24 protein-coding genes are annotated in these 26,601 nt (G+C 65.9%); 12 read left to right on the top strand and 12 right to left on the bottom strand.

The genetic code is table 11. The features are described from left to right. Positions 1 to 23: 23 nt before the first annotated feature. The 4 genes from PSEMO_RS23815 to fae form a co-directional block, all read right to left on the bottom strand. On the bottom strand, positions 24 to 1,382 hold the full coding sequence (locus PSEMO_RS23815) for an MFS transporter (RefSeq protein WP_075805399.1): 1,359 nt from the start codon (positions 1,380 to 1,382) through the stop codon (positions 24 to 26). Positions 1,383 to 1,460: 78 nt separating this feature from the next. Continuing rightward, positions 1,461 to 2,894: an NAD-dependent succinate-semialdehyde dehydrogenase gene (locus PSEMO_RS23810; protein WP_075805398.1), complete on the bottom strand. Its 1,434-nt coding sequence runs from the start codon at positions 2,892 to 2,894 to the stop codon at positions 1,461 to 1,463. Then, entirely contained in the window at positions 2,891 to 3,925 is a 1,035-nt protein-coding gene (locus tag PSEMO_RS23805; RefSeq protein WP_075805397.1) for an aldo/keto reductase, read from the bottom strand. Before PSEMO_RS23805 ends, PSEMO_RS23810 begins: the two co-directional genes overlap by 4 nt. Before the next feature lie 10 nt (positions 3,926 to 3,935). Then, a complete protein-coding gene (gene fae, locus PSEMO_RS23800) occupies positions 3,936 to 4,448 on the bottom strand; it encodes a formaldehyde-activating enzyme (protein WP_075805396.1) in 513 nt (170 codons plus the stop codon). A 175-nt stretch (positions 4,449 to 4,623) separates the two neighbouring features. Here fae and PSEMO_RS23795 point away from each other — a divergent pair, with 175 nt between their 5' ends. After that, a complete protein-coding gene (locus PSEMO_RS23795; protein ID WP_075805395.1) occupies positions 4,624 to 4,929 on the top strand; it encodes a hypothetical protein in 306 nt (101 codons plus the stop codon). 151 nt (positions 4,930 to 5,080) lie between these two features. Here PSEMO_RS23795 and PSEMO_RS34390 read toward each other — a convergent pair whose 3' ends face one another. Then, on the bottom strand, positions 5,081 to 5,272 hold the full coding sequence (locus tag PSEMO_RS34390) for a hypothetical protein (protein ID WP_372239140.1): 192 nt from the start codon (positions 5,270 to 5,272) through the stop codon (positions 5,081 to 5,083). Between the two features lie 99 nt (positions 5,273 to 5,371). Between PSEMO_RS34390 and PSEMO_RS34385 the strand changes: the two genes are divergently transcribed. After that, the gene (locus PSEMO_RS34385) at positions 5,372 to 6,205 is read left to right on the top strand and encodes a hypothetical protein (protein WP_372239139.1); all 834 of its coding nucleotides are present in this window, start codon (positions 5,372 to 5,374) and stop codon (positions 6,203 to 6,205) included. Between the two features lie 3 nt (positions 6,206 to 6,208). Here PSEMO_RS34385 and PSEMO_RS23785 read toward each other — a convergent pair whose 3' ends face one another. Together PSEMO_RS23785 and PSEMO_RS23780 are read right to left on the bottom strand one after the other, a co-directional pair. Then, the gene (locus tag PSEMO_RS23785; protein ID WP_305955604.1) at positions 6,209 to 6,784 is read right to left on the bottom strand and encodes a methylated-DNA--[protein]-cysteine S-methyltransferase; all 576 of its coding nucleotides are present in this window, start codon (positions 6,782 to 6,784) and stop codon (positions 6,209 to 6,211) included. A gap of 111 nt (positions 6,785 to 6,895) precedes the next feature. Further along, positions 6,896 to 7,798, bottom strand: a complete 903-nt coding sequence (locus PSEMO_RS23780) for a LysR family transcriptional regulator (RefSeq protein WP_178392053.1) — start codon at positions 7,796 to 7,798, stop codon at positions 6,896 to 6,898. A gap of 135 nt (positions 7,799 to 7,933) precedes the next feature. Between PSEMO_RS23780 and araD1 the strand changes: the two genes are divergently transcribed. From araD1 to PSEMO_RS23760, 4 genes are all read left to right on the top strand, one after another. Further along, positions 7,934 to 8,932 carry an AraD1 family protein gene (gene araD1, locus PSEMO_RS23775; RefSeq protein ID WP_075805391.1) on the top strand — a complete coding sequence of 333 codons (999 nt, stop codon included), beginning with the start codon at positions 7,934 to 7,936 and terminating at the stop codon, positions 8,930 to 8,932. Positions 8,933 to 8,999: 67 nt separating this feature from the next. Then, entirely contained in the window at positions 9,000 to 10,319 is a 1,320-nt protein-coding gene (locus tag PSEMO_RS23770; RefSeq protein WP_178392046.1) for an MFS transporter, read from the top strand. A gap of 28 nt (positions 10,320 to 10,347) precedes the next feature. Continuing rightward, a complete protein-coding gene (locus PSEMO_RS23765; protein WP_075805389.1) occupies positions 10,348 to 11,901 on the top strand; it encodes a UxaA family hydrolase in 1,554 nt (517 codons plus the stop codon). A gap of 19 nt (positions 11,902 to 11,920) precedes the next feature. Then, a complete protein-coding gene (locus PSEMO_RS23760; protein WP_075805388.1) occupies positions 11,921 to 13,498 on the top strand; it encodes an aldehyde dehydrogenase (NADP(+)) in 1,578 nt (525 codons plus the stop codon). Positions 13,499 to 13,614: 116 nt separating this feature from the next. Here PSEMO_RS23760 and PSEMO_RS23755 read toward each other — a convergent pair whose 3' ends face one another. From PSEMO_RS23755 to PSEMO_RS23730, 5 genes are all read right to left on the bottom strand, one after another. Continuing rightward, on the bottom strand, positions 13,615 to 15,396 hold the full coding sequence (locus tag PSEMO_RS23755) for a thiamine pyrophosphate-requiring protein (protein ID WP_075805387.1): 1,782 nt from the start codon (positions 15,394 to 15,396) through the stop codon (positions 13,615 to 13,617). A 97-nt stretch (positions 15,397 to 15,493) separates the two neighbouring features. Then, complete coding sequence (locus PSEMO_RS23750) at positions 15,494 to 17,578, bottom strand: ATP-binding protein (RefSeq protein ID WP_075805386.1); 2,085 nt, start codon at positions 17,576 to 17,578, stop codon at positions 15,494 to 15,496. Between the two features lie 250 nt (positions 17,579 to 17,828). Beyond that, positions 17,829 to 20,066: an ATP-binding protein gene (locus PSEMO_RS23745; RefSeq protein ID WP_075805385.1), complete on the bottom strand. Its 2,238-nt coding sequence runs from the start codon at positions 20,064 to 20,066 to the stop codon at positions 17,829 to 17,831. Continuing rightward, entirely contained in the window at positions 20,063 to 20,677 is a 615-nt protein-coding gene (locus PSEMO_RS23740; protein ID WP_075805384.1) for a biliverdin-producing heme oxygenase, read from the bottom strand. The genes PSEMO_RS23745 and PSEMO_RS23740 overlap by 4 nt, the downstream gene beginning before the upstream one ends. A gap of 181 nt (positions 20,678 to 20,858) precedes the next feature. Further along, the gene (locus tag PSEMO_RS23730; RefSeq protein ID WP_009406505.1) at positions 20,859 to 21,476 is read right to left on the bottom strand and encodes a LysE family transporter; all 618 of its coding nucleotides are present in this window, start codon (positions 21,474 to 21,476) and stop codon (positions 20,859 to 20,861) included. 151 nt (positions 21,477 to 21,627) lie between these two features. On the opposite strand from PSEMO_RS23730, the gene PSEMO_RS23725 reads away from it, so the two are divergent. The 6 genes from PSEMO_RS23725 to PSEMO_RS23700 are packed head-to-tail and all read left to right on the top strand — an operon-like array spanning position 21,628 to position 26,587. Next, on the top strand, positions 21,628 to 22,050 hold the full coding sequence (locus PSEMO_RS23725) for a nuclear transport factor 2 family protein (RefSeq protein WP_075805382.1): 423 nt from the start codon (positions 21,628 to 21,630) through the stop codon (positions 22,048 to 22,050). Continuing rightward, positions 22,047 to 22,799 carry an SDR family NAD(P)-dependent oxidoreductase gene (locus PSEMO_RS23720; protein ID WP_075805381.1) on the top strand — a complete coding sequence of 251 codons (753 nt, stop codon included), beginning with the start codon at positions 22,047 to 22,049 and terminating at the stop codon, positions 22,797 to 22,799. The genes PSEMO_RS23725 and PSEMO_RS23720 overlap by 4 nt, the downstream gene beginning before the upstream one ends. A gap of 7 nt (positions 22,800 to 22,806) precedes the next feature. Beyond that, the gene (locus PSEMO_RS23715; RefSeq protein ID WP_075805380.1) at positions 22,807 to 24,054 is read left to right on the top strand and encodes an NAD(P)/FAD-dependent oxidoreductase; all 1,248 of its coding nucleotides are present in this window, start codon (positions 22,807 to 22,809) and stop codon (positions 24,052 to 24,054) included. After that, positions 24,051 to 24,863 (top strand): DUF1365 domain-containing protein, encoded by an 813-nt coding sequence (locus PSEMO_RS23710; RefSeq protein ID WP_075805379.1) that lies wholly within the window; start codon positions 24,051 to 24,053, stop codon positions 24,861 to 24,863. Before PSEMO_RS23715 ends, PSEMO_RS23710 begins: the two co-directional genes overlap by 4 nt. Then, on the top strand, positions 24,838 to 26,094 hold the full coding sequence (locus tag PSEMO_RS23705; RefSeq protein WP_075805378.1) for an SAM-dependent methyltransferase: 1,257 nt from the start codon (positions 24,838 to 24,840) through the stop codon (positions 26,092 to 26,094). Before PSEMO_RS23710 ends, PSEMO_RS23705 begins: the two co-directional genes overlap by 26 nt. A 1-nt stretch (position 26,095) precedes the next feature. Then, positions 26,096 to 26,587: a DUF2878 domain-containing protein gene (locus PSEMO_RS23700; protein ID WP_075805377.1), complete on the top strand. Its 492-nt coding sequence runs from the start codon at positions 26,096 to 26,098 to the stop codon at positions 26,585 to 26,587. Positions 26,588 to 26,601: the final 14 nt, after the last annotated feature.

The following is a 26,601-nucleotide window of genomic DNA, read 5'->3' as shown; positions in this document are numbered from 1 at the left end:
AGCGATGAGGCCAGTAAAGACACCTAGGTAGCCAGGCCAGACACAGCCCCGACCTTCACCCCATCAACACTCGGCACATCACACGCCTGGCTCAGGGTCAGCGCCTTGGTCTCCGGCGCCCAGGCCCAGGAAATCAGCGCGCCAAACGCCAGGATCGCCGCCAGGATGCCCATGGTCGGGCTCAAGCCGATCCCCGCTACGCTCAGCGGCAGCAGGAAAGTACTCACCGCCGAACCCAGGCGGCTCACTGCCGTGGCCAGGCCGATTCCACTGGCCCGTACCGGCGTCGGGAAGCTCTCCGCCGGGAACACCCCGACCAGGTTGCTCACCGCCGACAGCACCAGGGTGAACAACCCGAACACCAGCACCATCAGCCACGCCGCACCGCCCGGCAACACCGCCAGCAGGAACAGCGCCGCCGCCAGGATCACGAACGAGCCGATGAGGAACCCGCGCCGCGAGAACTTCACCGTGCACCAGATCCCCAGCAATGCCCCGACGATCAGCAGCAGGTTGAGCATCAGCTCGGTACCGAAACCTTCGGCCAGCCCCATCTTTTCCAGGATAGTCGGCAGGAAGGTGTAGATGGCGAAGTACGGCATGACGATGCACACGAAGAACAGGCAGTTGAACGCGGTGCGCTTGCGGTACTCGCGACTGAACAGCGCGGCATACCCCGAGCGATGCTCGCCGGCCGGCTCTTCATCCAGCACCACATGGGCGCCAAGGTGCTCGCGCACGATGGCCCGGGCTTCCTCGATGCGCCCGCGATTGACCAGCCAGCGCGGCGACTCCGGGGTACCGATACGCGCCAGCAGGATCAACCCGGCAGGAATCGCCGAGGACGCCAGCATGTAGCGCCAGGCGTCATCGCCCAGGCTGAGCATCGCCGTGCCAACAAAGGTCGCCGCCACATAACCGAAGGTCCAGATCACGCTGAACGAACCCAGCAGCACGCCACGGTGCTTGCGCGGGGCGAACTCGGCGAGCATGGCATGGCCGACGCTGAAGTCCCCGCCCAGGCCGATGCCGATGAGGATCCGGCAGGCCAGCAAGGCCGCCGCGCTTTCCACGTAGAACTGCATGACCGAAGCCAGGGTGATCAGCACGAAGCTGATCAGGAAGATCTTCTGCCGGCCAAGGCGGTCGGAAATCCAGCCGAAGAACAGGCTGCCGAGGAACAGGCCGATCAGCGCCGAGGCACCGATCAGCCCCTGCCAGAAGGCGTCCAGCTGCATCTGCGGGCTGAGCAAGGTGAAGGCGATACCGATCAGGCCAAGGATATAGCCGTCGGTGAAGTGGGCGCCGAAGGTCAGGCCGGCGATCTTGATATGGAAGCGACCGATCGGCAGGTCATCGATCTTGACTGGGGTTACGGACATGTTCGTCTCCGGTTTTTGTTCTTGAAGTAGAGATGAAGCCGAAACGCCGCCGGTGTGCTGCCGGCGGCAGTGGGTGCCTTACAACCCGCCCATCAGCAGGTATTTGATCTCCAGGTATTCGTCAAGGCCGTACTTCGAGCCCTCCCGGCCCAGGCCCGATTCCTTGATCCCGCCAAAGGGCGCGACTTCCGTGGAAATCACCCCTTCGTTGATCCCGACCATGCCAACCTCCAGGCCCGACGCCATGCGCCAGACCCGGCCGATATCGCGGCTGTAGAAGTAGGCGGAAAGGCCATAGGGCGTGTCGTTGGCCGCCTGCAGCACCTCGGCTTCGTCCTTGAAGCGGAAGCAGGCGGCCACCGGGCCGAAGGTTTCGTCGCTGGCGATGAGCATGTCGCGGCTCGCCTCGGCCAGCACCGTGGGTTCGAAGAAGGTCCCGCCCAGGGCATGGCGCTGGCCGCCGCAGACCAGTCGTGCGCCCTTCTCCAGGGCATCGCCGACATGGGCCTCGACCTTGGCCAGGGCCGCCGCGTTGATCAGCGGGCCCTGGTCGGTCGCGCCTTCCAGCGCCGAACCGACACGCATGGCCCGCACCGCCTCGGCCAGCTTGCCGACGAAGGCGTCGTACACCCCGTCCTGGATAAAGAAGCGGTTGACGCACACGCAGGTCTGCCCGGTATTGCGGAATTTCGAGGCCATGGCGCCCTTCACCGCTGCGTCCAGGTCGGCATCGTCGAAGACGATGAAGGGCGCATTGCCGCCCAGTTCCAGCGAAACCTTCTTCAGAGTCTCGGCGGCCTGGCGCATCAGCAGCTTGCCGGTGCGGGTCGAGCCGGTGAACGACAGCTTGCGCACCACGCTGGAGGCTTGCAGCGCACCGCCGATGGCCACGGCATCGCCGGAGACGATATTGAATACGCCTGCCGGGATCCCGGCCTGCTCGGCCAGCACCGCCAGGGCGAAGGCCGACAGCGGGGTTTCTTCCGAAGGCTTGAGGACCATGGTGCAGCCCGCTGCCAGCGCCGGACCGACCTTGCGGGTGACCATCGCCAGGGGGAAGTTCCACGGGGTAATGGCGGCCACCACACCGATCGCTTCCTTGACCACGACGATGCGCGCATCGGCCTTGTGGCTGGGGATTACATCGCCGTAGGCGCGCTTGGCTTCCTCAGCGAACCACTCGAGGAAACTCGCGGCATAGACCACCTCGCCCATGGCCTCGGCCAGCGGCTTGCCCTGTTCGCGGCTGAGCAGCGTGGCCAGCTCGCGCTGCTGGGCGAGCATCAGTTCGCCCCAGCGCTTGAGGCGCTGGCTGCGCTCCTTGGCGGTCAGGCCGCGCCAGGCCGGCAAGGCCCGTTCGGCAGCGGCGATGGCCAGGCTGGTTTCCTCGGCGCCGGCCTTCTGCACCTGGGTGATCAGCTCGCCGCTGGCCGGGTCGGTCACCGGGTAGGTCGCACCGCCGGAGCACCACTGGCCATCGATGTAGTTGCCGTGACGCAGCAGCCCGCTCATGCCACCGCCTCGCTCAGCAGGAAACGCTCGCTGCCCGGCCGTGCCGAACGCAGAATGCGCTTGCCGGCGGTGTAGTCGTTGATCAGGTCGCACGGTGTGTAGTTGCGCTCCAGTTCATGCAGTTCCTCGCTATCCAGGCGGGTATCCAGGGCCGCCAAAGCGCTGTCGAACTGCGCCGTCGTATCGGCGCCCACCAGCATGCAGTCGACACCCTGGTGACCGAGCACCCAGGCCTGGGCCACCTGCGCGTTGGACACGCCACGGGCGCGGGCCACTCGCTGTACCGAACGGGCGATCTCGAACGACGCCTCGTCGCTGTACATCTGCTGGGTGAAGAAGTCGGTCTGGTTGCGCGTCGACTGCACGTCGCCGCTGAGCAGGCCGCGGGCCAGCGGGCTGAACACCGACACGCCCAGGCCCTGGTCGCGGCACAGCGGGATCATCTCGCGCTCTTCCTCGCGGTAGGCGACGTTGAGCTGCAGCTGCATGTTGATCGGCTTGACCCAGCCATTGCGCTCGCAACACATGAGGATCTTCGCCAGTTGCCCGGCGAGCATGGTCGAGACCCCGATATAGCGGGCCTTGCCGGCCTTGACGATGTCGTTGAGCGCACCCATGGTTTCTTCCACCGGGGTGTTCACATCGAAGTAATGCAGCATGTACAGGTCGACGTAGTCCATGCCCAGGCGGGTCAGGGAGGCGTCGATGCTGTCCATGATGTGCTTGCGCGAATGGCCGCTGGCGTTGATCCCGGCGCGGGTGCCGTAGCCGACCTTGGTGGTGATCACCAGGTCTTCGCGGCGGGCCAGGCGCTTGACGATGCGCCCCACCACTTCCTCGCCGACGCCGGCGGAATAGAAGTCGGCCAGGTCGATGAAGTTGACCCCGTTGGCCAGGGCGTGGGCAACGATCGGCTCGCTCTGCTTCTCGTCGAAGATCCACGGTTTCCAGTCCGGGGTGCCCATGTTCATGGTGCCCAGGCACAGGCGCGAGACTTCCAGGCCGGAATGGCCCAAGCGGATGTATTGCATGGCGGCCACCTCAGGCTTTCGGGGTATAGAAGGGATTGCTGATCTGCCCGACCACATCGGCCAGCTGGGCGCGTTCCGGTTTGCCGGTGAGCGCGGCGCGGATGGCGGTGCGGCAGGCGTTGTAGTTGTTCAGGTAGACCGCATCGAGGTCGTCGCAGGCGGGGTTGACCCAGTTGGCGGTGACGATGGCCCACTCGTCCTCGGCCTCGGCCGGCAGGGTGCCATCGAGCAGGGCCTCGGTCACGGCCTTGGCGATGCCGGCCTGGGACGCGCCCCAGGTGGCGTTGCCGTGCAGCTCGCCGTCGATGGCGGCCTTGTTCACATACAGGGTCATGGGCTTGACCGGGATGTTCGGCTGGGCGATCACCATGAACGGGCAATGACCCTGGCTCGGCGAGGCCAGACTGTTGGCAAAGGCCTGGCCGGCGGGGCCGTTGCGCGGGCCGATAAGGATATTGATATGCGCGGCGTTGACGCCCGGGCCTTCGAAACCTTCGCCGATGTACAGGTCAAGTTCTTTCATCTGCAAACACTCTTTGTTGTTGGTGGGTGTGTTTGCAGGTTTTGTATCACCGGGGCTGGCGGGGGCTGGAACCACATAAAGTCATGGGGGTATGAGGGAAAGTCATGGCCGGGCCACAGGGCTCCGGCAGGATCGGTGTACCTGTTATCATCGCCGCCCCATCAAGGAGGAACCCATGGTCGATATCGCCATCGAAGTATCGGAAAAATCCGCAGCCGACGAGCTGGAAGCACTGGGCCAGGAGGTCGGCAGCTTCGCCTCCGGGCGCCGCGGCCTGGACGGGCAGATGCTGCTGACCGTGATCATGACCCTGGCGCCCATGGTGATCACCGGTATCGTCGCGGTGGTTCGCGCGCGGATCGCCGCGCAGAAGCACGTCAGGGTGATCGTCGACGGCATGGAGATCCATGGTGTGAGCGAACGCGTGCTGCTCGAGATCCTCAAGGCGAAAAGTCCCCAGGTGAACGCAGATGACAACTGACACGTCGTCTATCGACCGCTTCATCCGGGTGACCCGGTCCAACCAGGCAGGCCGGGTCCAGCCGCAGCTGTACCGCAAGGGTGTCGCGCGGCTGTCTCACCTGGCGACGCTGTTCGAGGTGCCCACCCATTTCAGGATCGTCTACTCGACATCACGCCGGGTGGAGCTGGTGACCCTTCCGGACGCCACCTGGATCGTCTACGACCAGTACCTGGGGCAATCGCTGAACCTGCTCAATCGCCTGTTCATCGAGGCCGGTGACCTGGAGCCGGCGATCATCTACTTTCACAAGGTCCTGGCAGAGCGGCTTGTCGAGGTGGGGCGCCTGGAGCAAGCGCTGCATTGTGCGGCGTTCTATGACGAGCACCGTGACCTCCTGCAACCACGCCGCCTCGACGAGCCCTGGCGTTTCCTCCTGACCGAGGTGCATGAAACCTTCCTGATGAGCCACGAGCTCGGCCATCGGCTCTACGACCAGGAAAACGCCCTGCCGGAAACACGGGAACAGGTGGCCGAGCTGATCGCCGCTCAGATCACGTCCAAGCAGCGTTCGCTGGAGGACCAGGTGCGTGACCTGCGCAACGCCCCTGCGGCCGCCATCCATCATCGGGACGTAGAGGACGTCATCAACGACGTGCAGCAGCTGGCGCAAGCTCCGGACACCTTCATGGCCGCGCAACTGGCCTGCCTGGATGACCCGCAGACCTTCGAGGAAGTCTTCTGCGACATCTTCGCCGCGGACCTGGTGATGGCCGCCATGACCAGTGAAGGCGCGGATCCGATACAGGTACTCCGCGCGATCTACATCGGGTTCTATCACATACAGGCCCTGGAATACCTGAAGCGTTTCCCCCTGCTGGCCGGGAGCGAAACCGACTGGGCGACGGATATCGTGCCCCGTGTCCAGACTCGCGCCCACTGCCTGCAGGACCACCTGAAATTCCTTTACGGCGTCTACCTGCTCAGCAATGGGTCCGATGCGGCGGAACTGCCGGCGGCCACAGCCAGGCTGGGCATCGCCCTGTTCGAGGACCAGAAGCGCCATTACGAGTCGGTCTACGACGCGGCGATGAACCTGTGCGACAACCTGCGCAAGGATAACTGGATCGAGGAACTGGGCCAGGCCGCCATGGGTGAGCTGCACGACAGGATCGGCGAAGCCGGTGGAGACGCGATCACCGCAGACAGGCTCAAGCGACTGGTACTGGCAATGACCGGCTGGCTTGGCGACCCCGCGCCGGCCACACCACCCGCACCGGGAGCTGAAACAGAGTGACGGCTAGGGCGCGCTGCTGCAGCTGGGCGTATAGAACAGCGACGACAGCGCCCCCTCATGCTCCAGCAGCTGGATCTTCTTCTCTATTCCCCCGGCATACCCGGTCAGGCTGCCGTCGCGGCCGATCACCCGGTGGCAGGGGATGATGATGGAGATCGGGTTATGCCCCACCGCCCCGCCCACGGCCTGGCTGGACATGCTCGGCAGGCCGCTGCGCAGGGCCACGGCCTTGGCGATCTCGCCGTAGGTGGTGGTACCGCCGTAGGGGATCTCGCAAAGCAGGGCCCACACGGCCTGGCGGAAGTCGCTGCCCAGCGGGGCCATGGGCAAATCGGCGATGGGGGGTTGTGCGCCGGCGAAGTACTGGTCGAGCCAGTGGCGCACCTGCTGGAAGAACGGCAGGTCGTCGCTCGGCTCCAGGGTCCCGGGGGCACTGCCGCCGAAGTACTTCTGGCCGACCATCCACAGGCCCAGCAGGTGGCTGTCGCTGGCGGCGAGCTGCAGGGTGCCGACGGGGGACTGGTAGAGGGTGGAGTAGTACATGGGGCGGTCCTGGGTCTGGGGGGAAGTCTTTACCATGGCATCTGCTGTGTGCTCAAGGGCCTCATCGCCGGCAAGCCAGCTCCCACAGGGGTTGTGGACACCGCCGGACCTGTGGGAGCTGGCTTGCCAGCGATAGGGCCCTGGAGATCACCGATCAATCATCAGGATATCCACCAACACCCGCCCCGGCCCGCTCAGTTCCACGCCGCGCCGCGTCACCACCTCATACGGCTCACTGCGCGACACCAGTTGCAACGGCAACTTCACCAGCATCCCATGCTCCACCGCCACCCGCGCCACATCCCAGGGCATCACCGCCAGCAACCCCGGGTCCTGGCGCAACAGCGACAAGGTGGTGAAGGTCGACGAGGTCTCGATCGGGTACTGCGGAAACCCCAGCCCCGCCTCGCGAAACTCCCGTTCCAGGGTCAGGCGCATCGGCATGTTCACCGGGAACACCACCCAGCGCGAATCCGCCAGTTGCGCCAGCTCCAGATGCTCACTGCCCGCCAGGGCATGGGCCGGGTTGGCCACCAGCACCAGTTGCTCCTGATGCTTGACCCGGCTGTCATAGGCATCCGGCCGGCGGCTGACGCTGGTCCGGCAGATCACCACGTCCAGCCGGCCCTGGTCCAGCAGGCTGAGCAGGCGGTCGCTGGTGTCCTCGACCACCGTCACCGACAAATCCGGCTGTTCCTCGCGCAGCCGCGCCAGCCCGTCCACCAGCATCGGCACCGCGCCCATGATGGTGCCCACCGACAGCCGCCCGCCATGCCCCTGCATGATCCCGATCATCTCCTCGCGCAGGTGCGCCAGGTCAGTGCTGATCAACCGCGCATAACGCACCACGCAGCGCCCCAGGTCATTGGCCTCCAGGCCCTTGCTGGTGCGCTCGAAAAGCACCGCGCCAAGGGTCGATTCGATCTCGTTGAGGGCCTTGGTCGCCCCCGGCTGGGTGATCGACATGGCCTCGGCGGCCTTGTGGATCGAGCCCAGTTCGTCGAGACAGATCAGCAGGCGCAGTTGCCGCATGCGCAGGCGCGAGGCCATGGAACTCAGGGGTGGCAGCACAGGGGATCACCAAAAGTTATCACGGAGTCAATAGCTGTCATTAGGCAGCATCGACCGGGAAATTTAAAGTGGCCCCATCGATCCTCCACAAGAACAATCAATCATGGAGCCCCCATGCGCCTGATCCAATTCGAAACCGCAACCGCAGGGCGCCACGTCGGCGTGGTCGAAGGCGACCTGATCCAGCCGGTGCGCGACACCACCCACATGCGCGAACTGGCCCTGGCCGCGATCCGCAACCAGCGCAGCCTGGCCGCCGAGGTCCTGGCCCGTGGCCTGGCCGACGTTACTGAAAGTTATTCCCTGGCCCTGGCCGAAGCCCGGGTGCTGCCGCCCCTTGATCATGAAGACCCGGCCCACTGCCTGATCAGCGGCACCGGCCTGACCCACCTGGGCAGTGCCTCGACCCGCGACAAGATGCACCAGCAGAAGATCGACGATGCCGCCGCCCTGACCGATACCGCGCGCATGTTCCAGTGGGGCATCGAGGGCGGTCGCCCGGCCGCCGGCAGCGTCGGTGCCCAGCCGGAGTGGTTCTACAAGGGCGACGGTTCCACCGTGGTGCGCCCGGGACAGGCGTTCCAGAGCCCTGCCTTCGCCGAAGATGCCGGCGAGGAGCCGGAACTGGCCGGCCTCTACGTGATCGGAGATGATGGCCAGCCCTACCGCCTGGGCTTCGCCATCGGCAACGAGTTTTCCGACCATGTGATGGAGCGTCGCAGCTACCTGTACCTGGCCCATTCGAAACTGCGCAACTGCGCCTACGGCCCGGAACTGCGGGTCGGCGAACTGCCGCGCCACCTCGAAGGCGTCAGCCGCATCCGCCGTGGCGACACGGTACTCTGGGAGAAACCCTTCCTCAGCGGCGAGGACAACATGTGCCACTCCCTGGAGAACCTCGAATACCACCACTTCAAGTACCCGCAGTTCCTCCGGCCGGGCGATGTGCATATCCACTTCTTCGGCACCGCCACCCTGTCGTTCGCCGACCAGGTCAGGACCGCACCGGGGGATGTGTTCGAGATCAGCCTGGCCGAGTTCGGCGCGCCGCTGCGCAATGCCGTAGGCCAGGCCGCCGAGCCGCTGGCACCGGGAGCCGTGAAACCGCTCTGAACCGATGGACCCGGCGCAGGGAGGCGCCCAACCGGCATTTCATAACAAACATAAGAGTGAGATGAGCATGAAGAACAGCCCTTACCCGGCGGCCCCCTCGCCCGCCCTCGCCAGCACCGATAGCGCACGTCCGACCAACGTGCGCTGGCGCATCTTCCTGATCCTGCTGTTGCTGGCGGCGATCAACTACATCGACCGCGCCTCGCTGTCGGTGGCCCTGCCGCTGATTTCCGCCGAGTTCGAACTGACCCCGGCCCTGGAAGGCCTGATCCTCAGCGCGTTCTTCTGGTCCTATGCGCTGATGCAGATCCCCAGCGGCATGCTCCTGGACCGTTTCCAGGTGCGCAATATCGTCGGCGTCGCCACCGTCGGCTGGGGTGCCTTCCAGGCCCTCGGCGGCTTCGCCCATAACTGGATCACCCTGCTGGTCACCCGCATCGGCCTGGGCGTGGCCGAGTCGCCGATCATGCCGGCCGGGGCCAAGCTCAACGGTTCATGGCTGACCCCCAACGAGCGTGGGCGCGGCGCTACCCTGGTGGACGGCGGCGCACCGCTGGGCACCGCCTTCGGCGCGATCATCATCGCCGGACTGATCACCTGGTTCGACTCCTGGCGCATCGCCTTCGTGATTGCCGGCGTCGGCACCGTGGTGGTCGGCATCTGGGCCTGGTGGTACATCCGCAACCACCCGAGCGAACACCCGCTGGTGAACAAGGCCGAGCTGGACTACATCACCCAGGCCAACGACGCTGCGAGCAAGTCCAACGGCAACCGCAAGGCGGTGCTCAAGGAACTGCTGAAAAGCCGTTCGGTACTGTGCATGTTCGCCGGCTACGCCTGCTACAACAGCGTGTTCTACGGCCTGCTGACCTGGATGCCGAGCTACCTGCACCAGGCCCATAACCTCGACATCAAGGCCATGGGCGGGGCGACCTTCCTGATCTTCATGTGCGGATTCGTCGGCGAGCTGGTCGGCGGCTGGATTGCCGACAAATGGCGGACCAACGGCGGCCAGCCGAACACCGTGATGCGCAGCATGTTTGCCGGCTCCGCCGCCGTCGCCGCCCTGTGCATCCTGCTGGTGGCCTACACCCCGGACGCCGCGCTGGTGATCTCGCTGCTCTGCGTGGCCCTGTTCTTCATCCGCTGGTGCGGCATGTACTGGTGCCTGCCGGCCATCCTCGGCGGCAAGTCCAAGGCCGGCGTGCTGGGCGGCAGCATGAACTTCTGCGGCAACATGGTCGGGGTGATCGTACCGATCCTGATCGGCCTGATCGTGCAGTTCACCGGTTCCTATTTCCTGGCCCTGATCTTCTTCGTGGTCATGGCCTTCGGCCTGATGCTGTTCTCCGGCCTGATCGACTATCGCGAGCGTGGGCTGGCCTGAGCCCGCGCTGTTATCTGAGGTAACCGTCATGCAACTCATTACAACAACAGGCAGCGAACGCGCTGCCCTCGCCGTGATCCGACTCAACCCGCTGGACGACGTGCTGATCGCCCGCCAGCCGCTGACCGAAGGCCTGGAACTGCCGGAGGGCATCCGCGTGCGCGAGCCGGTGCCGGCCGGGCACAAGATCGCCGCCCGGGACATCGCCGAGGGCGAGCCGCTGCGCCGCTACGGACAGATCATCGGTTTTGCCAGCCAGGCCATCGGTGTCGGCCAGCATGTGCATGTGCACAACGTGGCCATGGGCGACTTCAGCCGCGACTACGCCTTCGGCGTCGATGCCAAGGGCATCAAGGCACCGGTCGCGGGTACATTCATGGGCATCGTGCGCAGCGATGGCCGGGTGGCCACGCGCAACTACATCGGCATCCTCACCTCGGTGAACTGCTCGGCCACCGTGGCCCGGGCCATCGCCGACCATTTCCGCCGGGATATCCATCCCGAGGCGCTGGCCGACTACCCGAATGTCGACGGCGTGGTCGCCCTCACCCACGGCGTTGGCTGCGCCGTGGACCCGGGCGGCGAAGCCCTGGCGATGCTCCAGCGCACCCTTGGCGGTTACGCGGTGCACGCCAACTTCCACTCGGTGCTGATGATCGGCCTGGGCTGCGAGACCAACCAGATCCCCGACCTGCTCGCTGCGCAAGGCCTGGAAAGCTGCAACACCCTGCGCACCTTCACCATCCAGGGCACCGGCGGCACCTCGAAGACCATCGCCAGCGGTATCGCCCAGGTCAAATCACTGCTCGCCGAAGCCAATGCGGTGCAGCGCGAACCGGTCAGCGTGCGCCACCTCACCGTCGGCCTGCAGTGCGGCGGTTCCGATGGCTACTCCGGGATCACCGCCAACCCGGCGCTGGGCAATGCAGTGGACCGCCTGGTGGCTGCCGGCGGCACCGCGATCCTCTCGGAAACCCCGGAAATCTATGGTGCCGAGCACCTGCTGACCCGTCGCGCCGTGAGCCAGGCCGTGGGTGAAAAACTCATCGCCCGTATCCAGTGGTGGGAAGCCTACTGCCAGCGCATGGGCGCCGAGCTGAACAACAACCCGTCCGCCGGCAACAAGGCCGGGGGCCTGACCACCATCCTGGAAAAATCCCTCGGCGCCGTGGCCAAGGCCGGTTCCAGCGACCTGGTGGATGTCTACGAATACGCCGAACCGGTGCGCGCCCATGGCCTGGTGTTCATGGACACCCCCGGCTACGACCCGATCTCGGCCACCGGCCAGGTCGCCGGCGGCGCCAACCTGATCGCCTTCACCACCGGACGCGGCTCGGCCTATGGCTGCGCGCCGTCGCCGTCGATCAAGCTGGCGACCAACACCCGCCTGTGGGAAACCCAGGAGGAAGACATGGACGTGAACTGCGGCGGCATCGCCGACGGCAGCATGACCATCGAAGAGCGCGGCGAGCATATCTACCGCCTGATGCTGGCAATCGCCTCGGGCGAGCGTAGCAAGAGCGAGCAGCACGGCTACGGGCAGAACGAGTTCGTGCCGTGGCAGATCGGCGCCATCACCTGATTTCTTAAGGGAGTACCCCATGATCCTCGGTCACAACTACATCGGCGGGCAGCGTTCGGCACGGGGCGATGTACGCCTGCACAGCCTCGACGCGGCCAGCGGCGAGGCCCTGCCGGGCGCATTCGTCCAGGCCACCGAAGCGGAAGTCGATGCGGCAGCACAGGCAGCAGCGGCGGCCTTCCCGGTCTATCGCACGTTTTCGCCGGAACAGCGTGCGCAGTTCCTCGACGCCATCGCCGACGAACTGGACGCCCTGGGCGATGACTTCGTCGCCACGGTCTGCCGCGAAACCGCCCTGCCCGCCGGGCGTATCCAGGGCGAGCGCGGGCGCACCAGCGGGCAGATGCGCCTGTTCGCCAAGGTCCTGCGTCGCGGTGATTTCCTCGGTGCGCGGATCGACCGTGCCCTCCCGGATCGACAGCCCCTGCCCCGGGTCGACCTGCGCCAGATGCGCATCGGCATCGGCCCGGTGGCGGTGTTCGGCGCCAGCAACTTCCCCCTGGCCTTCTCCACGGCGGGTGGCGATACCGCAGCGGCGCTGGCGGCCGGTTGCCCGGTGGTGGTCAAGGCCCACAGCGGGCATATGGCGACCGCCGAAGCGGTGGCTGACGCGATTGTCCGTGCCGCCGAACGCACCGGCATGCCGGCCGGGGTGTTCAACATGGTCTATGGCGGGGGTGTCGGCGAGTGGCTGGTCAAGCACCCGGCGATCCAGGCCGTGGGCTTTACCGGTTCGCTGCGCGGCGGCAATGCCCTGTGCCGCCTGGCTGCCGAGCGGCCGCAACCGATCCCGGTGTTCGCCGAGATGTCCAGCATCAACCCGGTGATCCTGTTGCCGCAGGCGCTGCAAGCCCGGGGCGAGACGATCGCCCGGGAACTGGCGGCGTCGGTGACCATGGGTTGCGGGCAGTTCTGTACCAATCCGGGGTTGATCATCGGTCAGCGTTCGCCAGCGTTTTCCGCGTTCGTCGAACAGCTCAAGGCGCAGATGGCCGACCAGCCGGCGCAGACCATGCTCAATCGCGGCACCCTGGCCAGCTATCGCAAGGGGCTGGAGCATCTGCACGGGCATCCGGGCGTGCGTCATCTGGCTGGAGCGGTGCAAGGCGACGGGCAAGCGCAACCGCAGCTGTTCGCAGCGGATGTGCGCATGTTGCTGGAAGGGGATGAACTGCTGCAGGAAGAGGTGTTCGGGCCGGCGACCGTGGTGATCGAGGTCGAGGACGCGGCGCAACTGCGGGCGGCGATCCAGGCCCTGCGCGGGCAACTGACGGCGACGCTGATCGGCGAGCAGGATGAGCTGCTGGCCCATGCCTGGCTGGGTGAATTGTTGCAGGACAAGGTCGGACGGGTGCTGGTCAATGGCTATCCGACCGGGGTCGAGGTGTGCGATGCCATGGTGCATGGCGGGCCGTATCCGGCGACCTCGGATAGTCGCGGGACGTCGGTGGGGACGCTGGCGATCGACAGGTTCCTGCGGCCGGTGTGCTTCCAGAATTATCCGGATGGCTTGTTGCCCGAGGCGCTGAAGGATGGGAATCCGCTGGAGATAGTGCGATTGGTGGATGGGGTGTTCAGTCGGGAGCGTCTGGTCTGATGATGTTCTGTTGATCTTCAGGGCCCAATCGCTGGCAAGCCAGCTCCCACAGGTTCAGCGGTGCACACAATACCTGTGGGAGCTGGCTTGCCAGCGATGAGGCCCTGGAAGTCACCTCACTTCTTCGGCAGGACACTGCTCACAAGCTGCCTGGCCGTCTGCCGGATCACCCCCACCCCATCCGGATCCCCCTGCAACAATGCACCGGCGAACTGGCGGGCCTGCTTCAGGTTGATATGCGGCGGCAACGGCGGCACATCCGGGTCGGTGCGGAAGTCGATGACCACCGGCACATCGCTGGCCAGCGCCTGCTCCCAGGCCGGGGCCACGTCCTCCTCGCGCTCGACGCAGATCCCCTTCAGGCCAATGGAAATGGCGAACAGGTGATACGGCACATCGGGAATTTCCTGGCTCGCCACAAATTTCGGGTCACCCTCCATCACCCGCTGCTCCCAGGTCACCTGGTTCAGGTCCTGGTTGTTGAACACCGCACAGATCCAGCGCCCGTTACCCCACTGCCGCCAGTACTTGGCGACGGTGATCAGCTCGGCGAGGTTGTTCATCTGCATCGCCCCATCGCCCACCAGCGCGACCACGGTCTGCTCCGGATGGGCGAACTTGGCCGCAATCGCATAGGGCACCGCCGCCCCCATCGAGGCCAGCCCGCCGGACAGCGAGCAGCGCATGCCCGGACGAACCCGCAGGTCACGGGCAAACCAATTGGCGCAGGAGCCGGAGTCGCTGGTGACGATCGAGTGATCCGGCAGGCGCGGCGATAGCTCGTACACCACCCGCTGCGGATTGATCGGATCGGCCTTGGCCAGGGCACGCTTTTCCAGCTTGCTGTCCCAGGCCTTGCGCCAGCCCTCGACCTTCTTGCGCCAGCGCCGCTCGGTCTTCTGCTCGATCAGCGGCAGCAGGGCGTCGAGGCTGTCGGCCGCATCACCGACCAGGTTGATTTCCATCGGATAACGCAGGCCGAGCATGTTCGGCGCGATATCGATCTGCACGCCCCGGGCCTGGCCTTTCTTGGGCAGGAACTCGGCATAGGGGAAGCCCGAGCCGATCATCAGCAAGGTGTCGCATTCGTTCATCAGCTTGAGGCTCGGCTCGGTGCCGAGCAGGCCGATGCAGCCGGTGACCCAGGGCAGATCGTCGGGGAGCACGGCCTTGCCCAGCAGCGCCTTGGCCACCCCGGCACCGAGCTTCTCCGCCAGTTGCCTGACCTGCTCGCTGGCGCCCAGGGCACCGGCGCCCACCAGGATGGCAACCTTGCTGCCTGCATTGAGCACTTTCGCCGCCGCGGCAAGATCATCCTCCCGCGGCAGCACCCGCGGACGGCTGCAGCCGACGCTGGAGTGCAGGGTGCCGTGGGCGCGGGCCGGCTCTTCGTAGGGCAGTTCCTGGAGGTCGTTGGGCAGGATCAGCGCCGTGACCTTGCGCTCGCCGACTGCCGTGCGCACAGCCCGGTCCAGCAGGTGACGCACCTGGGACGGCGCCGCAGCCTGCTGGACGAAGGCCCCGGCGACATCCTTGAACATCGAGACCAGATCGACTTCCTGCTGGTAATGCCCTCCCAATGCGGTACGAGCCTGCTGGCCGCAGATCGCCAGGACCGGCATATGGTCCATGCGCGCGTCGTAGAGGCCGGTGATCAGGTGCGAGGCACCGGGCCCGGAGGTGGCGATGCACACGCCCAGCTCGCCGGTGAACTTGGCGTGGGCGCTGGCCATGAACGCGGCCATTTCCTCGTGGCGGCACTGGACGAACTCGATCTTGCCGGAGCGGCGCAAGGCGCCGAACACGCCGTTGATGCCATCGCCGGGGTAGCCGAAGATGCGCTTCACGCCCCACTGGCTGAGCCGCTCCACGAGAAAGTCGCCTACGGTGCTGGACATGTGCTGCCTCCTTTATCGTTCGGGTCGGTAAAGGCTGGGACAGGACGCCCGGCACAGGTGTTCAGATTGATTGGTCGTTGCTGGCAGCCCTGTCCCTTCAGGAACCACCCAGCAACCGCGCCAGGCTCCTGGCCAGTTCCACCCGCCGGAACGGTTTGCGCAGCACCTCGAAGTCATGCAACGCCTGCGGCGGCAGGTTGGCGTAGCCGGTGATGATCAACACCGGCAAGTCCGCCCGCGTCTGGCGCAGATCGCGGGCGAAGCGGCTGCCGGTTTCATCCGCCATGATCTGGTCGGTGACCAGGATATCCAGCGCCAGCCCTTCCTCGATCAGGCGCCGCGCCTGGACCGGTCCGTCCGCCTCGGTGACCTTGTAGCCCAGGTCGCGCAACTGCAAGGTGGTGGCATGCCGGACGATTTCCTCGTCATCCACCAGCAGCACGCGGTTCAGGCGCCGGGCCAGGGGCACCGTGTCACCGAACTCGTCCTGCCCCTCCTGCGCCACTTCGCCCACCGGCAGCCACAGCGTGACGTGCGTGCCGCGTCCCGGCCACGACTGGATCTCCATGCCGCCACCGGATTGTCCGGCCAGGCCCTGGACCATCGACAGGCCTAGCCCGGTGCCGCGGCCCATGCCCTTGGTGGAGAAAAACGGTTCGGCACAGCGGCGCAGCACATCGGCACTCATGCCACAGCCGCTGTCGCTGACCTTGAGCCACAACTGCGGACCCGCCACGCCCTCCGGCGGCTCGCCCCTCCCGGCCGCGATCAGCAGGCGCCCGCCCTGCGCCATGGCGTCGCGGGCATTGACCACCAGGTTGAGCACGGCCAGCTCGAGCTGATGAGGATCGACCACCACGGTGGGCAGGTCCTCAGCGACCTGCATGTCGATCTGGATGGTCGGCCCCAGGGAGTGGGCGATCAACTCGCTCATTTCCGCCATCAGGCTGGCCAGTGCCACGGTCTGTGGGGTCAGGGTCTGGCGCCGGGCGAAGCTGAGCAGGCGCCCGACCAGATTGCGTGCCCGCTCCGCCGCCTGCAGCGCGCCCTGGGTCAGGCGCGCGGTGCGCTGCTGGTCATCGGGGCGGCGCTGGATCAGTTCCAGCGACGTGATGATCGGGGTCAGCATGTTGTTGAAGTCGTGGGCAATGCCGCCGCTGAGCTGGCCGATCATTTCCATCTTGCGAGCTTCGTGCAATTCGACGATGGCCGCCTCGCGCTCGGCGATGATCGCGGCGACCCGTTCTTCGAGGCTTTCATTGAGCGCCAGCATTTCCGCGAAGGTCGCCTGCAGATGCGCCGAACTGGCCTGCAGGGCCCGTTGTGCACGAGCGTGGCTGATGGCATCCCAGGTCAGCCGGGCGCACTCCTCGATCAGCAGGCATTCATCCTCGCAGAGCACCCGCGGCCGGGCGAAGTCCACGCTGAGCATGGCTTCGAGCTTGCCGGCGCGCAGTACGGGCATCTGGACGCTGGCCGGTGGGGAACCTTGCAGGGCGTCTTCGACGCAAAACTGGTCTTCAACCGACATAGCGTCTTCAACCAGAAAGACCCCAGAGGCATTCACTTCCTGCCGGAGGCGCCCGCAGGCCAGGTCACGGATCGCCTCGGGATCCTCGAGCCCCCGCAGCGCGGCGCCCAATTCCAGAAGGAAGGCCTGGCGGCGCTGGAACTGCACGCGCCGGGTGGTTTCGGTGACGATGCACAACACTCCGCCCACCGCACCATCGCCCTCGCGCACGGCGGAATAGGACACATCGAACCAGGCAGTCTCGCCGACGCCGCTGCGCTCGATATAGAACGGTCGGTCCGAGGCGGAAAAGGTCTGCCCGGTCTCGCGCACGCCACGCAGCAGCGGCTCGAGATCGTCCCACAGCTCGCTCCAGTGCTCGACGGCAGGACGGCCCAGGGCGTGGGGATGCTTGGCGCCGATGGTCGGCGCATAGGCCTCGTTGTACAGGGCCACATACTGCGGCCCCCAGAACAGCACGATCTGCGCCTGGGCCGCAAGCAGGGTGCCCATGACCGCCTGCAGTCCCGGCGACCAGCCATGCGGCGGGCCCAGGGGCGAGTCCTGCCAGTCGAGGGCCTGCAGCAGACCGCTGATAGCGTCGCCATTGCCGAGAAAGTCCGGCGCCAGTGTTGTGCAACCGCGCAAAGGGTTGCCGTGGCTTGATTTCATCCTGGTAAGGCCCCGGCCGTGTTTCGTTGATCCAACCAATATGAAGTGCAGCGCAGGCGGATCGTTCCGCGAGGAACGACCGATGGCTGGAAAATTTGATTAGTTGCGAAAATTCCCGCGAATCAACGGATTAATGCTGCGCGATGGCGAGGGCCTGTCAGAAAACCGCGTTATGGCCACCAGGTGCATGCCGGGAGAGCTTCGGCGCCCTCAGGATCGAGCGCCGTGTGGACGGCGCTCGAGTTGCGGGTCAATCCCCCATCGGCATGGTGAACCTGAACTCGGTGCCCTTGCCCACCTCACTCCTGGCCTCGATCCGCCCGCCATGGGCCTCGACGATCCCCTGGGTGATATACAGCCCCAGCCCGGTGCCGTTGGGGTTGCCCTCCTTCATCGTCCAGTAGCGCTCGAACACATGGGGCAACTGCTCCGCGGGAATGCCTTCGCCGTTGTCCTTGACGGTAAACACGATCTCGTTGCCGCCCAGCGCCGCATGCACCCCCACGGTGCCCAGGCGCGGAGTGAACTTGATGGCGTTGCCCACCAGGTTCGACAGCACCTGGAACAGACGCTCCGGGTCGGCGTGGATCTTCAGGTCCGGCTCGCTTTCGAAGGCGATGCTGATGTTCTTGTTCAACGCCAGCGGTGCCAGCAGGGCCTGGGTTTCCTCGAAGATCTGCCCGACATCCAGGGTCTTGGGGGAAATGCTGTAGCGCCCGGCGTCGATCTTCGAGGTGTCCAGCAGGTCGTCCAGCAGCGTGCTCATGCGCCCCGCCGCCTGCTGCATGGTGTCAATGGCCGTGGCGATGCGTCGCGAAGTGTGCGGGCCGTCGGAACTGAAGCTCTTCTGCATCATGCCGCAGAGCATGGAGATGACCGTCATCGGGTTGCGCAGATCGTGGGACACCACCGCCACCAGGTCATCGCGGGTACGCACCGCCTGCTGCTCGCGGCGCACCTGGCGCGCCAGGTCGTTTTCCAGGGCGGAACGGCGCAGGTCATTGGCGGCGAACAGGTCGCCATGGCTCCATTTGCGCGAGATCCCGGCCATTTCCACCTTCCAGATCTCGAAGGACGTGCGCGGACGCAAGCGCAGGCCGGTTTCGGAGCTCTCCAGGTCCAGTGGCTTTTTCGGGTCGCCACTCCAGTTGATACTCTCCTTCACTTCCGGGCGGAACCACAGCACGCCGTTGTCCACCGGCTTGGGCAGGCTCATGGCGAGCACCCCGCTGGCCACATGCTGGTAGGCCTCGGCAGGCGGATACACCGCGGACAGGTTGTGGCTGGCGAACACCGGCTCGCCGCCCTGCTGCAACCACTTGTGCAGGGCACGGATGTCCTCGGGTTCCGGACAGTTGCCGTAACGGTGCAGCTGTTTGTCCTCGATGATCGCGATGCCGGCGGCACCGGTCAGGGCCATCAGCACCTCGGGTTGACGGGCCAGGCCGTCGAAGACGTTCTGTGGCGAGTCGACCATGGCCTGGTTGAGCAGCGCCAGCGCCTCGACCTTCTCTTCGCGCTGGCGGCTGACTTCCAGCGCTTCCATGGCGCTGATCTGCAGCGACAGCACCTGGCCGATGGACTGGCAAGCCATGCGCAATTCATGGGGCACGTGCAACGGCTGGCGGTTGCCGCAGCTGATCAGGCCCCAAAGCTCGCCGTCCTTGAGCAGGGAAATGCTCATGGACGAGAGCACACCCATGTTCTTCATGTACTGGCAGTGGATCGGCGACACGCTGCGCAGGGTGGCGAAGGTCAGGTCCAGCGCTTCGCCGGTATCGGGCCGCAGCACGGGCACCAGCGGCACGGCCTGGTAATCGGCGTCGGGGATGATCCGCAGCCAGTTCTTGCGGTACAGCTCGCGGGCCTGCTGGGGGATATCCGAGGCCGGGAAGAACAGGCCGTTGAACAGTTCCATGGAGGGGGCGGACGCCTCGGCGATCACCTGGCCATGGCCCTCCTCCTCGAAGCGGTAGATCAGCACCCGGTCGTAGCCGGTCAGTGCCTGGATCTCGCGCACGCTGACGTCATACAGCGCCTGCAGGGTCGTCGCGCCCTGCAAACGCTGGAGCATGCGTCCAAGATTGGTCAGGTTGCCGGCGATGCTGCCGGGCTCGTAGTGACCGGCGTGCAGCTCGAGCTCGAGGATCAGCACGCCGTCATGGCGGTGCAGCAAACCATCGAAGGTCACGCCATTGAGCGCGACGGTCAGTGGCGACTCGTTGGACAGCACCGGCTGTTCCAGGGTTTTGCGCACGCTCGCGACGAGGTCCTGCCCCAGCAGGCCGTCCAGGGTCTGCCCGATCAGCGACTGGGGCGTGCGGCCAAGCAGGGTCTCGACATTGGCGCTGATCTGGATGATCTCCAGGCCCGGTTCGGCCAGGGTCAACAGCAGGCCATGGGGCTGGATCGCCCCCGGAAAGCGGATCGGTTCGTTGGCGCAATTGGCCAACAGCGTTTCGAACGCCTCCTGATCTTCTGGGGTCATAGCAGTACCTCCCGGCTTTGCAGCCAGTGTTCGAAACAACGGAATGTATCTTGGGCTGCGCCAACCACGGCGTCACGCTCGGCCTCGGTCAGTGGCCGCGAGCACAGGTAATGAAGAAAGGCGCGCCAGCGGCGGCCGGTCTCTTCACCATAGACATCGAGAAAGGCCGCACCGTTTCCGGCATCCAGGCCAAGGCTCGCGAGGATCTGCCGGCGCAGGACCTGACCGCCGAGTGTCGCGCCTTCCAGTACGTAAAGCACACCCAGGCAGGCGGCGCTGGAGTCCAGGGGCGGCAAGTCCCGGCAACGCGGCAGGCGGGCGATGGCCTCGGCCGACAGGCCCATGGCCTGAAGGTCGCTGCGCAGGGTGGCAGACTTCAGGCGGGCTTGCAGATCGAAATCGGCGGGGAAACAAGGGCTGGTTCGCAGGGCGTCTTCCAGCGGCGCGTAGAAACCGTGATAAGCCTGCATCAGGTGCAGGAAAGCAGGGGCATCCAGGGAATCGGCGAAGAAAGGCAGGCGTTTTTCCAGTGCGATGTGCAGTTCGGCGGTGTGGGCACGCAATGCTTGCAGTACCGGCGCCGAAGCGACGTCGCAGGACGGTGATGGCATAGAAGGGGGGCTCGGGTGGCTGACCTCGTGACGGCCAATGACTATAAGTTGATCGATGGATCAGCGTACAAAATGGCCGAATTCCTACAAGGAATCAATGCGGACGAGGGTTTTTGTGTCCTCGGCATGGGCCTCATCGCCGGCAATGCCGGCTCTCACAGGATGCGTGCCAGGCCGAAGATCAGCGCATCGCCGCCAGCTTGATACCGAAGCCCACCAGGCAAGCACCTGCGAGGCGCTCGAACAGGTTGGAGATCCGCGGATTGGCACGCATGCGCTCGGCCAGTTGCTGGGTCAGCACCACGGCGATCAAGCCGTACAGGAAAGTCACCACCGCCACCGTGGCCGCCAGGAAACCAAAGGTGATCAGCCCCTGGTGCTTCACCGGATCGACGAACAACGGGAAGAACGCCATGTAGAACATGATCGCCTTGGGATTGAGCAAGGTGATCATCATGGTCTGGCGCAGGTAGTGACCGTTGTCCATGCGGCTCTTGCGCGGTTCGCCGCCGGGCTTGCTGAGCAGCATGCGCATGCCCAGGTAGGCGAGGTACGCCGCGCCGGCCCACTGCACCACATGGAAGGCCGCCGGATAGGCCGCCAGCAGCGTGGCCACCCCGGCCACCGCCAGCCACAGCAGCACTTGGTCACCCAGGATCACCCCGCAGGTCGCCGCCAGCCCGGCCTTGATCCCGCCCTTGCCGGTGGCGGTGATCAGGGCAAAGTTGCCCGGACCAGGGATCGCCAGGACGATGATGAAGGCGATCACGAAGGCGCCATAGTCGGTCACGCCAAGCATGGGGAAGGTCTCCTGAGTGCGGTAGGAAAAATCTGACAGGTGGCTAGCCTAACCCAGACCCCGCACATTTGACTTGTACCATTTATGGCTTAGCCTTCTGGAATACCTGTACAAGAATTTAATCTTGTACAAGATTACCCGGGAGCCGTGGATGTCAGAGTACCTGGAAAGCTTTGCCGAGCGCTTCGCTACGCTGGATGCAGGCAATCTGCACAAGCTGAACGAGTTGTACAACGAGGACATCACCTTTCGCGACCCACTGCATCAGATCCACGGGCTGCCCGCCCTGCGCGAGTATTTCGCCGAGCTGTATGCCAATGTCCGGGATATCCGTTACGACTTCCACGATGCCAGCGAGACCCGCCCTGGCCACGGCTACCTGCGCTGGACCCTGCACTTTCGCCACCCGCGCCTGAACGGCGGCCACCCCATCGCCCTCGACGGCTGCAGCCATCTGCAATGGGACGAGCGCGTGCATTTCCACCAGGACTATTTCGACGCCGGTGCCCTGCTCTATGAACATGTGCCCGTGCTCGGCGGGCTGATCGGCTGGCTCAAGGGACGCCTGGCATGACCCGCTGCTGGCTGACCGGCGCCAGCAGCGGCATCGGTGCCGCCCTGGCCCGCTGCCTGCTGGAACAGGGCTGGCAGATGGTCCTCAGCGGTCGCCGCCGCGAACCGCTGGAACAGCTACGCGAGCGTTATCCGACCCAGGTGGTGCTGGCCGTTGGCGATATCGCTGAACGCAGCGATGTCGCGGCCATCGGCCAGGTCATCGAAGACACCTGGGGCGCCCTTGACCTGGCAATCCTCAATGCCGGCACCTGCGAGTACCTGGAGCCAGGCCGGTTCGACGCCGCCCTGGTGGCGCGGGTGATGCGCACCAACCTGCTGGGCCTCGCCCTGTGCCTGGAGGTGGCCCTGCCGCTGTTGCAACGCGGCCAGCGCCCGCACCTCGTGGTGACCGGCAGCTCGGTGGACTGGCTGGCCCTGCCCCGCGCCGGAGCCTATGGTGCGTCCAAGGCCGCCGTGCGCTACCTGGTGGAATCCCTGCGGATCGACCTGATCAGCGCCGGGATCGACGTCACCCTGGTCAGCCCCGGCTTCGTCGACACCCCGCTGACCCGGCGCAACGACTTCCCCATGCCCCAGATCTGGAGCGCCGAACGGGCCGCCACGTATATCGCCCGGCGCCTGCCCCGACGACCGCTGGCAATCAGTTTCCCCACCCTTTTCATCCTGGTGCTGCGCCTGCTCGGCGCGCTGCCGGGGCGCTGGCGCCTGAAACTGGGCCAGCGCATGGCCCGACCCGAACAGGACTGAAGCCACCATGCGCATCGCCATCATCGGCAGCGGTATCGCTGGCCTTACCTGTGCCCACCTGCTCTCGCGCCATCACGAGATCAGCGTGTTCGAGGCCGCCGACTGGATCGGCGGCCACACCCATACCGTCGACGTGCAGTGCCAGGGCCGCCGCTATGCGGTGGACACCGGTTTCATCGTGTTCAACGACTGGACCTACCCCAACTTCATCCGCCTGCTCGACCAGCTCGGCGTGCCTTCGCGGCCCACCGAGATGAGCTTCTCGGTACACGACCCGGCCAGCGGCCTGGAGTACAACGGCCATGACCTGGACAGCCTCTTCGCCCAGCGCAGCAACCTGCTGTCGCCGGGGTTCTGGGGCATGTTGCGGGACATCCTGCGCTTCAACCGCCAGGCCCTGGCCGACCTCGATGGCCAACGCATCGACCCGGCCACCACCCTGGGTGACTACCTGCGCCAGCACGGTTACGGACGACGCTTTATCGACCACTACATCGTGCCCATGGGTTCGGCGATCTGGTCGATGTCGCTGGCGGACATGCTCGGTTTTCCGCTGCAGTTCTTCGTGCGCTTCTGCCGCAACCACGGCCTGCTGTCGGTCAGCCAGCGGCCGCAGTGGCGGGTGATCGAGGGCGGCTCGCGCAGTTATGTGGAGCCGCTGTGCCGCAGCTTCATCGGGCGCATTCGCCCGAATTGCCCGGTCCATCAGGTCACCCGCGACGACAGCGGCGTGACGGTCGCCAGCGCCAGCGGCAGCGAGCACTTCGACAAGGTGGTCTTCGCCTGTCACAGCAACCAGGCGCTGGCCCTGCTCGACGCCCCCAGCGAGGCCGAACGGCAGATCCTCGGCGCGATCCGTTACGCCGGCAACGAGGTGGTGCTGCACACCGACACCCGCCTGCTGCCGACCCGGCGCAAGGCCTGGGCCAGCTGGAACTACCGCCTCGGCGGCCCGAGCCAGGCGCCGGCGGCGCTGACCTACGACATGAACATCCTGCAGGGCATCGAGGCGTCGCAGACCTTCTGCGTCAGCCTCAACCAGACCGAGCTGATCGACCCGCAGACGATCCTCGCCCGCTTCGACTACGCCCATCCGCAATACAGCCTGGCCGCGCTGGCAGCCCAGGCGCGGCGCAGCGAGATCCAGGGTCCGCGCCACAGCTATTACTGCGGCGCCTACTGGGCCAACGGCTTCCATGAAGACGGCGTGGTCAGCGCCTTGCAGGTCGCCGAACTGTTTGGAGAACGCCTGTGAACAGCAGCCTGTGTCACGGCTGGGTCAGCCATCGGCGCCTGGGCCCCCGGCTGCACGCATTTCGCTACCGGATCGGGATGTTGCTGGTCGATCTGGACGAGCAGGACGCCTTGCTCAAGCTGTCGCCGTGGCTCGGGCCATCCCGTTTCGCGCCCCTCAGCTGGCGTGAACGCGATTACCTGCCGAGCCTGACCCACCAGGGCGTGCCCCTGGCCGAGGCGGCGCGGCGACTGGTGGAACAGGCCAGCGGGCAGATCCCGGCAGGCCCCGTGCACCTGCTGACCCAGCCGCGTTGCTGGGGGTTGTCGTTCAATCCGGTAAGTTTCTACTTCTGTCACAGCGCGGACGGGCAACTGGCGGCGATCCTCCTGGAAGTGCGCAATACGCCCTGGCGCGAGCGCTACCACTATGTGCTGCCGGTGCAGCCGGGACAGCCGCAGCGCTTCGCCCTGGCCAAGGCCTTCCATGTCTCGCCGTTCATGCCGCTGGACATGGACTACCGCCTGGATTTCCGTCTCGAAGGCGAACGCCTGCGCATCCATATGGAGAACTGGCACGCCGGCCAGCGGGTGTTCGACGCTGACCTGGCCCTGAACTGCCAGATCCTGGACCGCCCTGCCCTGCACCGGCATATCCGCCGTTTTCCGTGGATGAGCCTGCGCACCGTAAGCGCCATCTACTGGCAAGCCCTGCGCCTGCTGTGCAAACGCACGCCCATCCATGACCACCACGCCAGCCAGGGCAACCTGGGTCTTGGCCACGCCATCCACGAGGAGCCCGACCATGTCCAATCCCACCCTGAGCGTTAGCAAGTCGGCCGGGCTGGCGCCCCTCCTGGGCAGCCTGGCCCGGCGTGCGGTAACGGCGCAATTGCAGCGCCTGCGCCAGGGCCATCTGCGCCTGCTGTTTCAGGGCCAACAATGGAGCTTCGGCGATGCCGCCTCGCCCCTGCAGGCCGAAGTCGAAGTCCTCGACGAAGCGGCCTGGGGCCTGGTCGCCGGCAACGGTTCGATCGGCGCGGGCGAAGGCTATATCCATGGCTACTGGCGCAGCCCGGACCTGGCCGCGGTGACCCGCCTGTTCGTCGCCAACCTCGACGTGCTCGATGGTCTGGAGGGCGGCCTGGCGCGCTTCGGGCGCCCGGCGCTGCGCCTGCTGCATCGCCTCAACCGCAACGATCGGCGCGGTTCGCGGCGCAATATCCTGGCCCACTACGACCTCGGCAACACCCTCTTCGAGCGCCTGCTCGACCCGACCATGATGTATTCGGCGGCACAATTCGAAAGCCCGGAACAGAGCCTCGAGCAGGCCCAGCTGAACAAGCTCCAGCGCATCTGCGAAAAGCTCCGGCTCAGGCCCGAGGATCACCTGCTGGAAATCGGCACCGGCTGGGGCAGCCTGGCGATCCACGCCGCCAGCCGTTTCGGCTGCCGGGTGACCACCACCACGCTGTCCGAGGCGCAGTACACCCACACCCTGCAACGGGTCCGCGACCTTGGCCTGGAGCAGCGCATCAGCGTGCTGCGCGAGGACTACCGTGACCTGCGCGGGCGCTTCGACAAGCTGGTCTCCATCGAAATGATCGAAGCGGTCGGCCACCGCTACCTGCCGGACTACTTCCGCCAGTGCGGCGCCCTGCTCAGGGACGACGGCCTGATGCTGCTGCAGGCCATCACCATCCGCGACCAGCGCTATGCCCAGGCGCGGCGTTCGGTGGACTTTATCCAGCGCTACATCTTCCCCGGCGGCGCCCTGCCCTCGCTCAGCGTGCTGCTGGACACCGCCAGCCGCCAGACCGGGCTGAACCTGGTGCAGATGGAGGACTTCGGCCAGGACTACGCGCGCACCCTGCGGTACTGGCGCGACAACCTGCAGCGTTCCCGGGTGGCGCTGGTCGAGTTGGGGTATGACGAAGCCTTCCAGCGCTTGTGGGAGTTCTACCTGTGTTACTGCCAGGGTGGCTTCGAGGAGCGGGCGATTGGTGTGGCGCAATTGCTGTGGGCCGCGCCGCTGGCGGGTCGGGCGCCGTTGGAGGCCTGAGATGTCGCGGCGGGCGTGGCTGGTCGGCAACGCCCTGTGGCTGCAGGCCGGGTGGTGGGGTTGTGTGCTCGGCGCCCGGCATTCGTGGCTGTTATGGGCGGTCGGGGTTGGGTTGGTCGTGCATCTGCGGTTTTGCCCGGATTGGCGGGCGGAGGTGCGGGTGGTGCTTGGGGTCGGGCTGGCGGGCTGCGTGCTCGACTCGCTGCTCTGCGTTTTCGGAGTATTCGACTTTGCGCCGCTGCCAATCTGGCTGGCGCTGCTCTGGCTGGTGCTGGCCAGCGGGTTGCGGCATAGCCTGGGCTGGATGCGCACGCCGATCTGGCTGGGGGTGGTGGGTGGAATGATCGGCGGGCCTTTGGCTTATCTGGCGGGGGCTCGGCTGGCGGGAGTCGGGTTGCCGTTGGGGAACTTGGGGACGGTACTGGTGCTGGCGCCGCTTTGGGCGCTGTGGTTTCCGATTTGCCTTCGTTGGGCGCAGCCCCGTGCCCATTGATGGTGAGGCCACTA

This window comes from Pseudomonas putida (assembly GCF_001941965.1).
Lineage (GTDB): Bacteria > Pseudomonadota > Gammaproteobacteria > Pseudomonadales > Pseudomonadaceae > Aquipseudomonas > Aquipseudomonas putida_L.
Note: the sequence above shows the minus strand (reverse complement) of the source record. Positions and strands in the feature narration are given on the sequence as shown.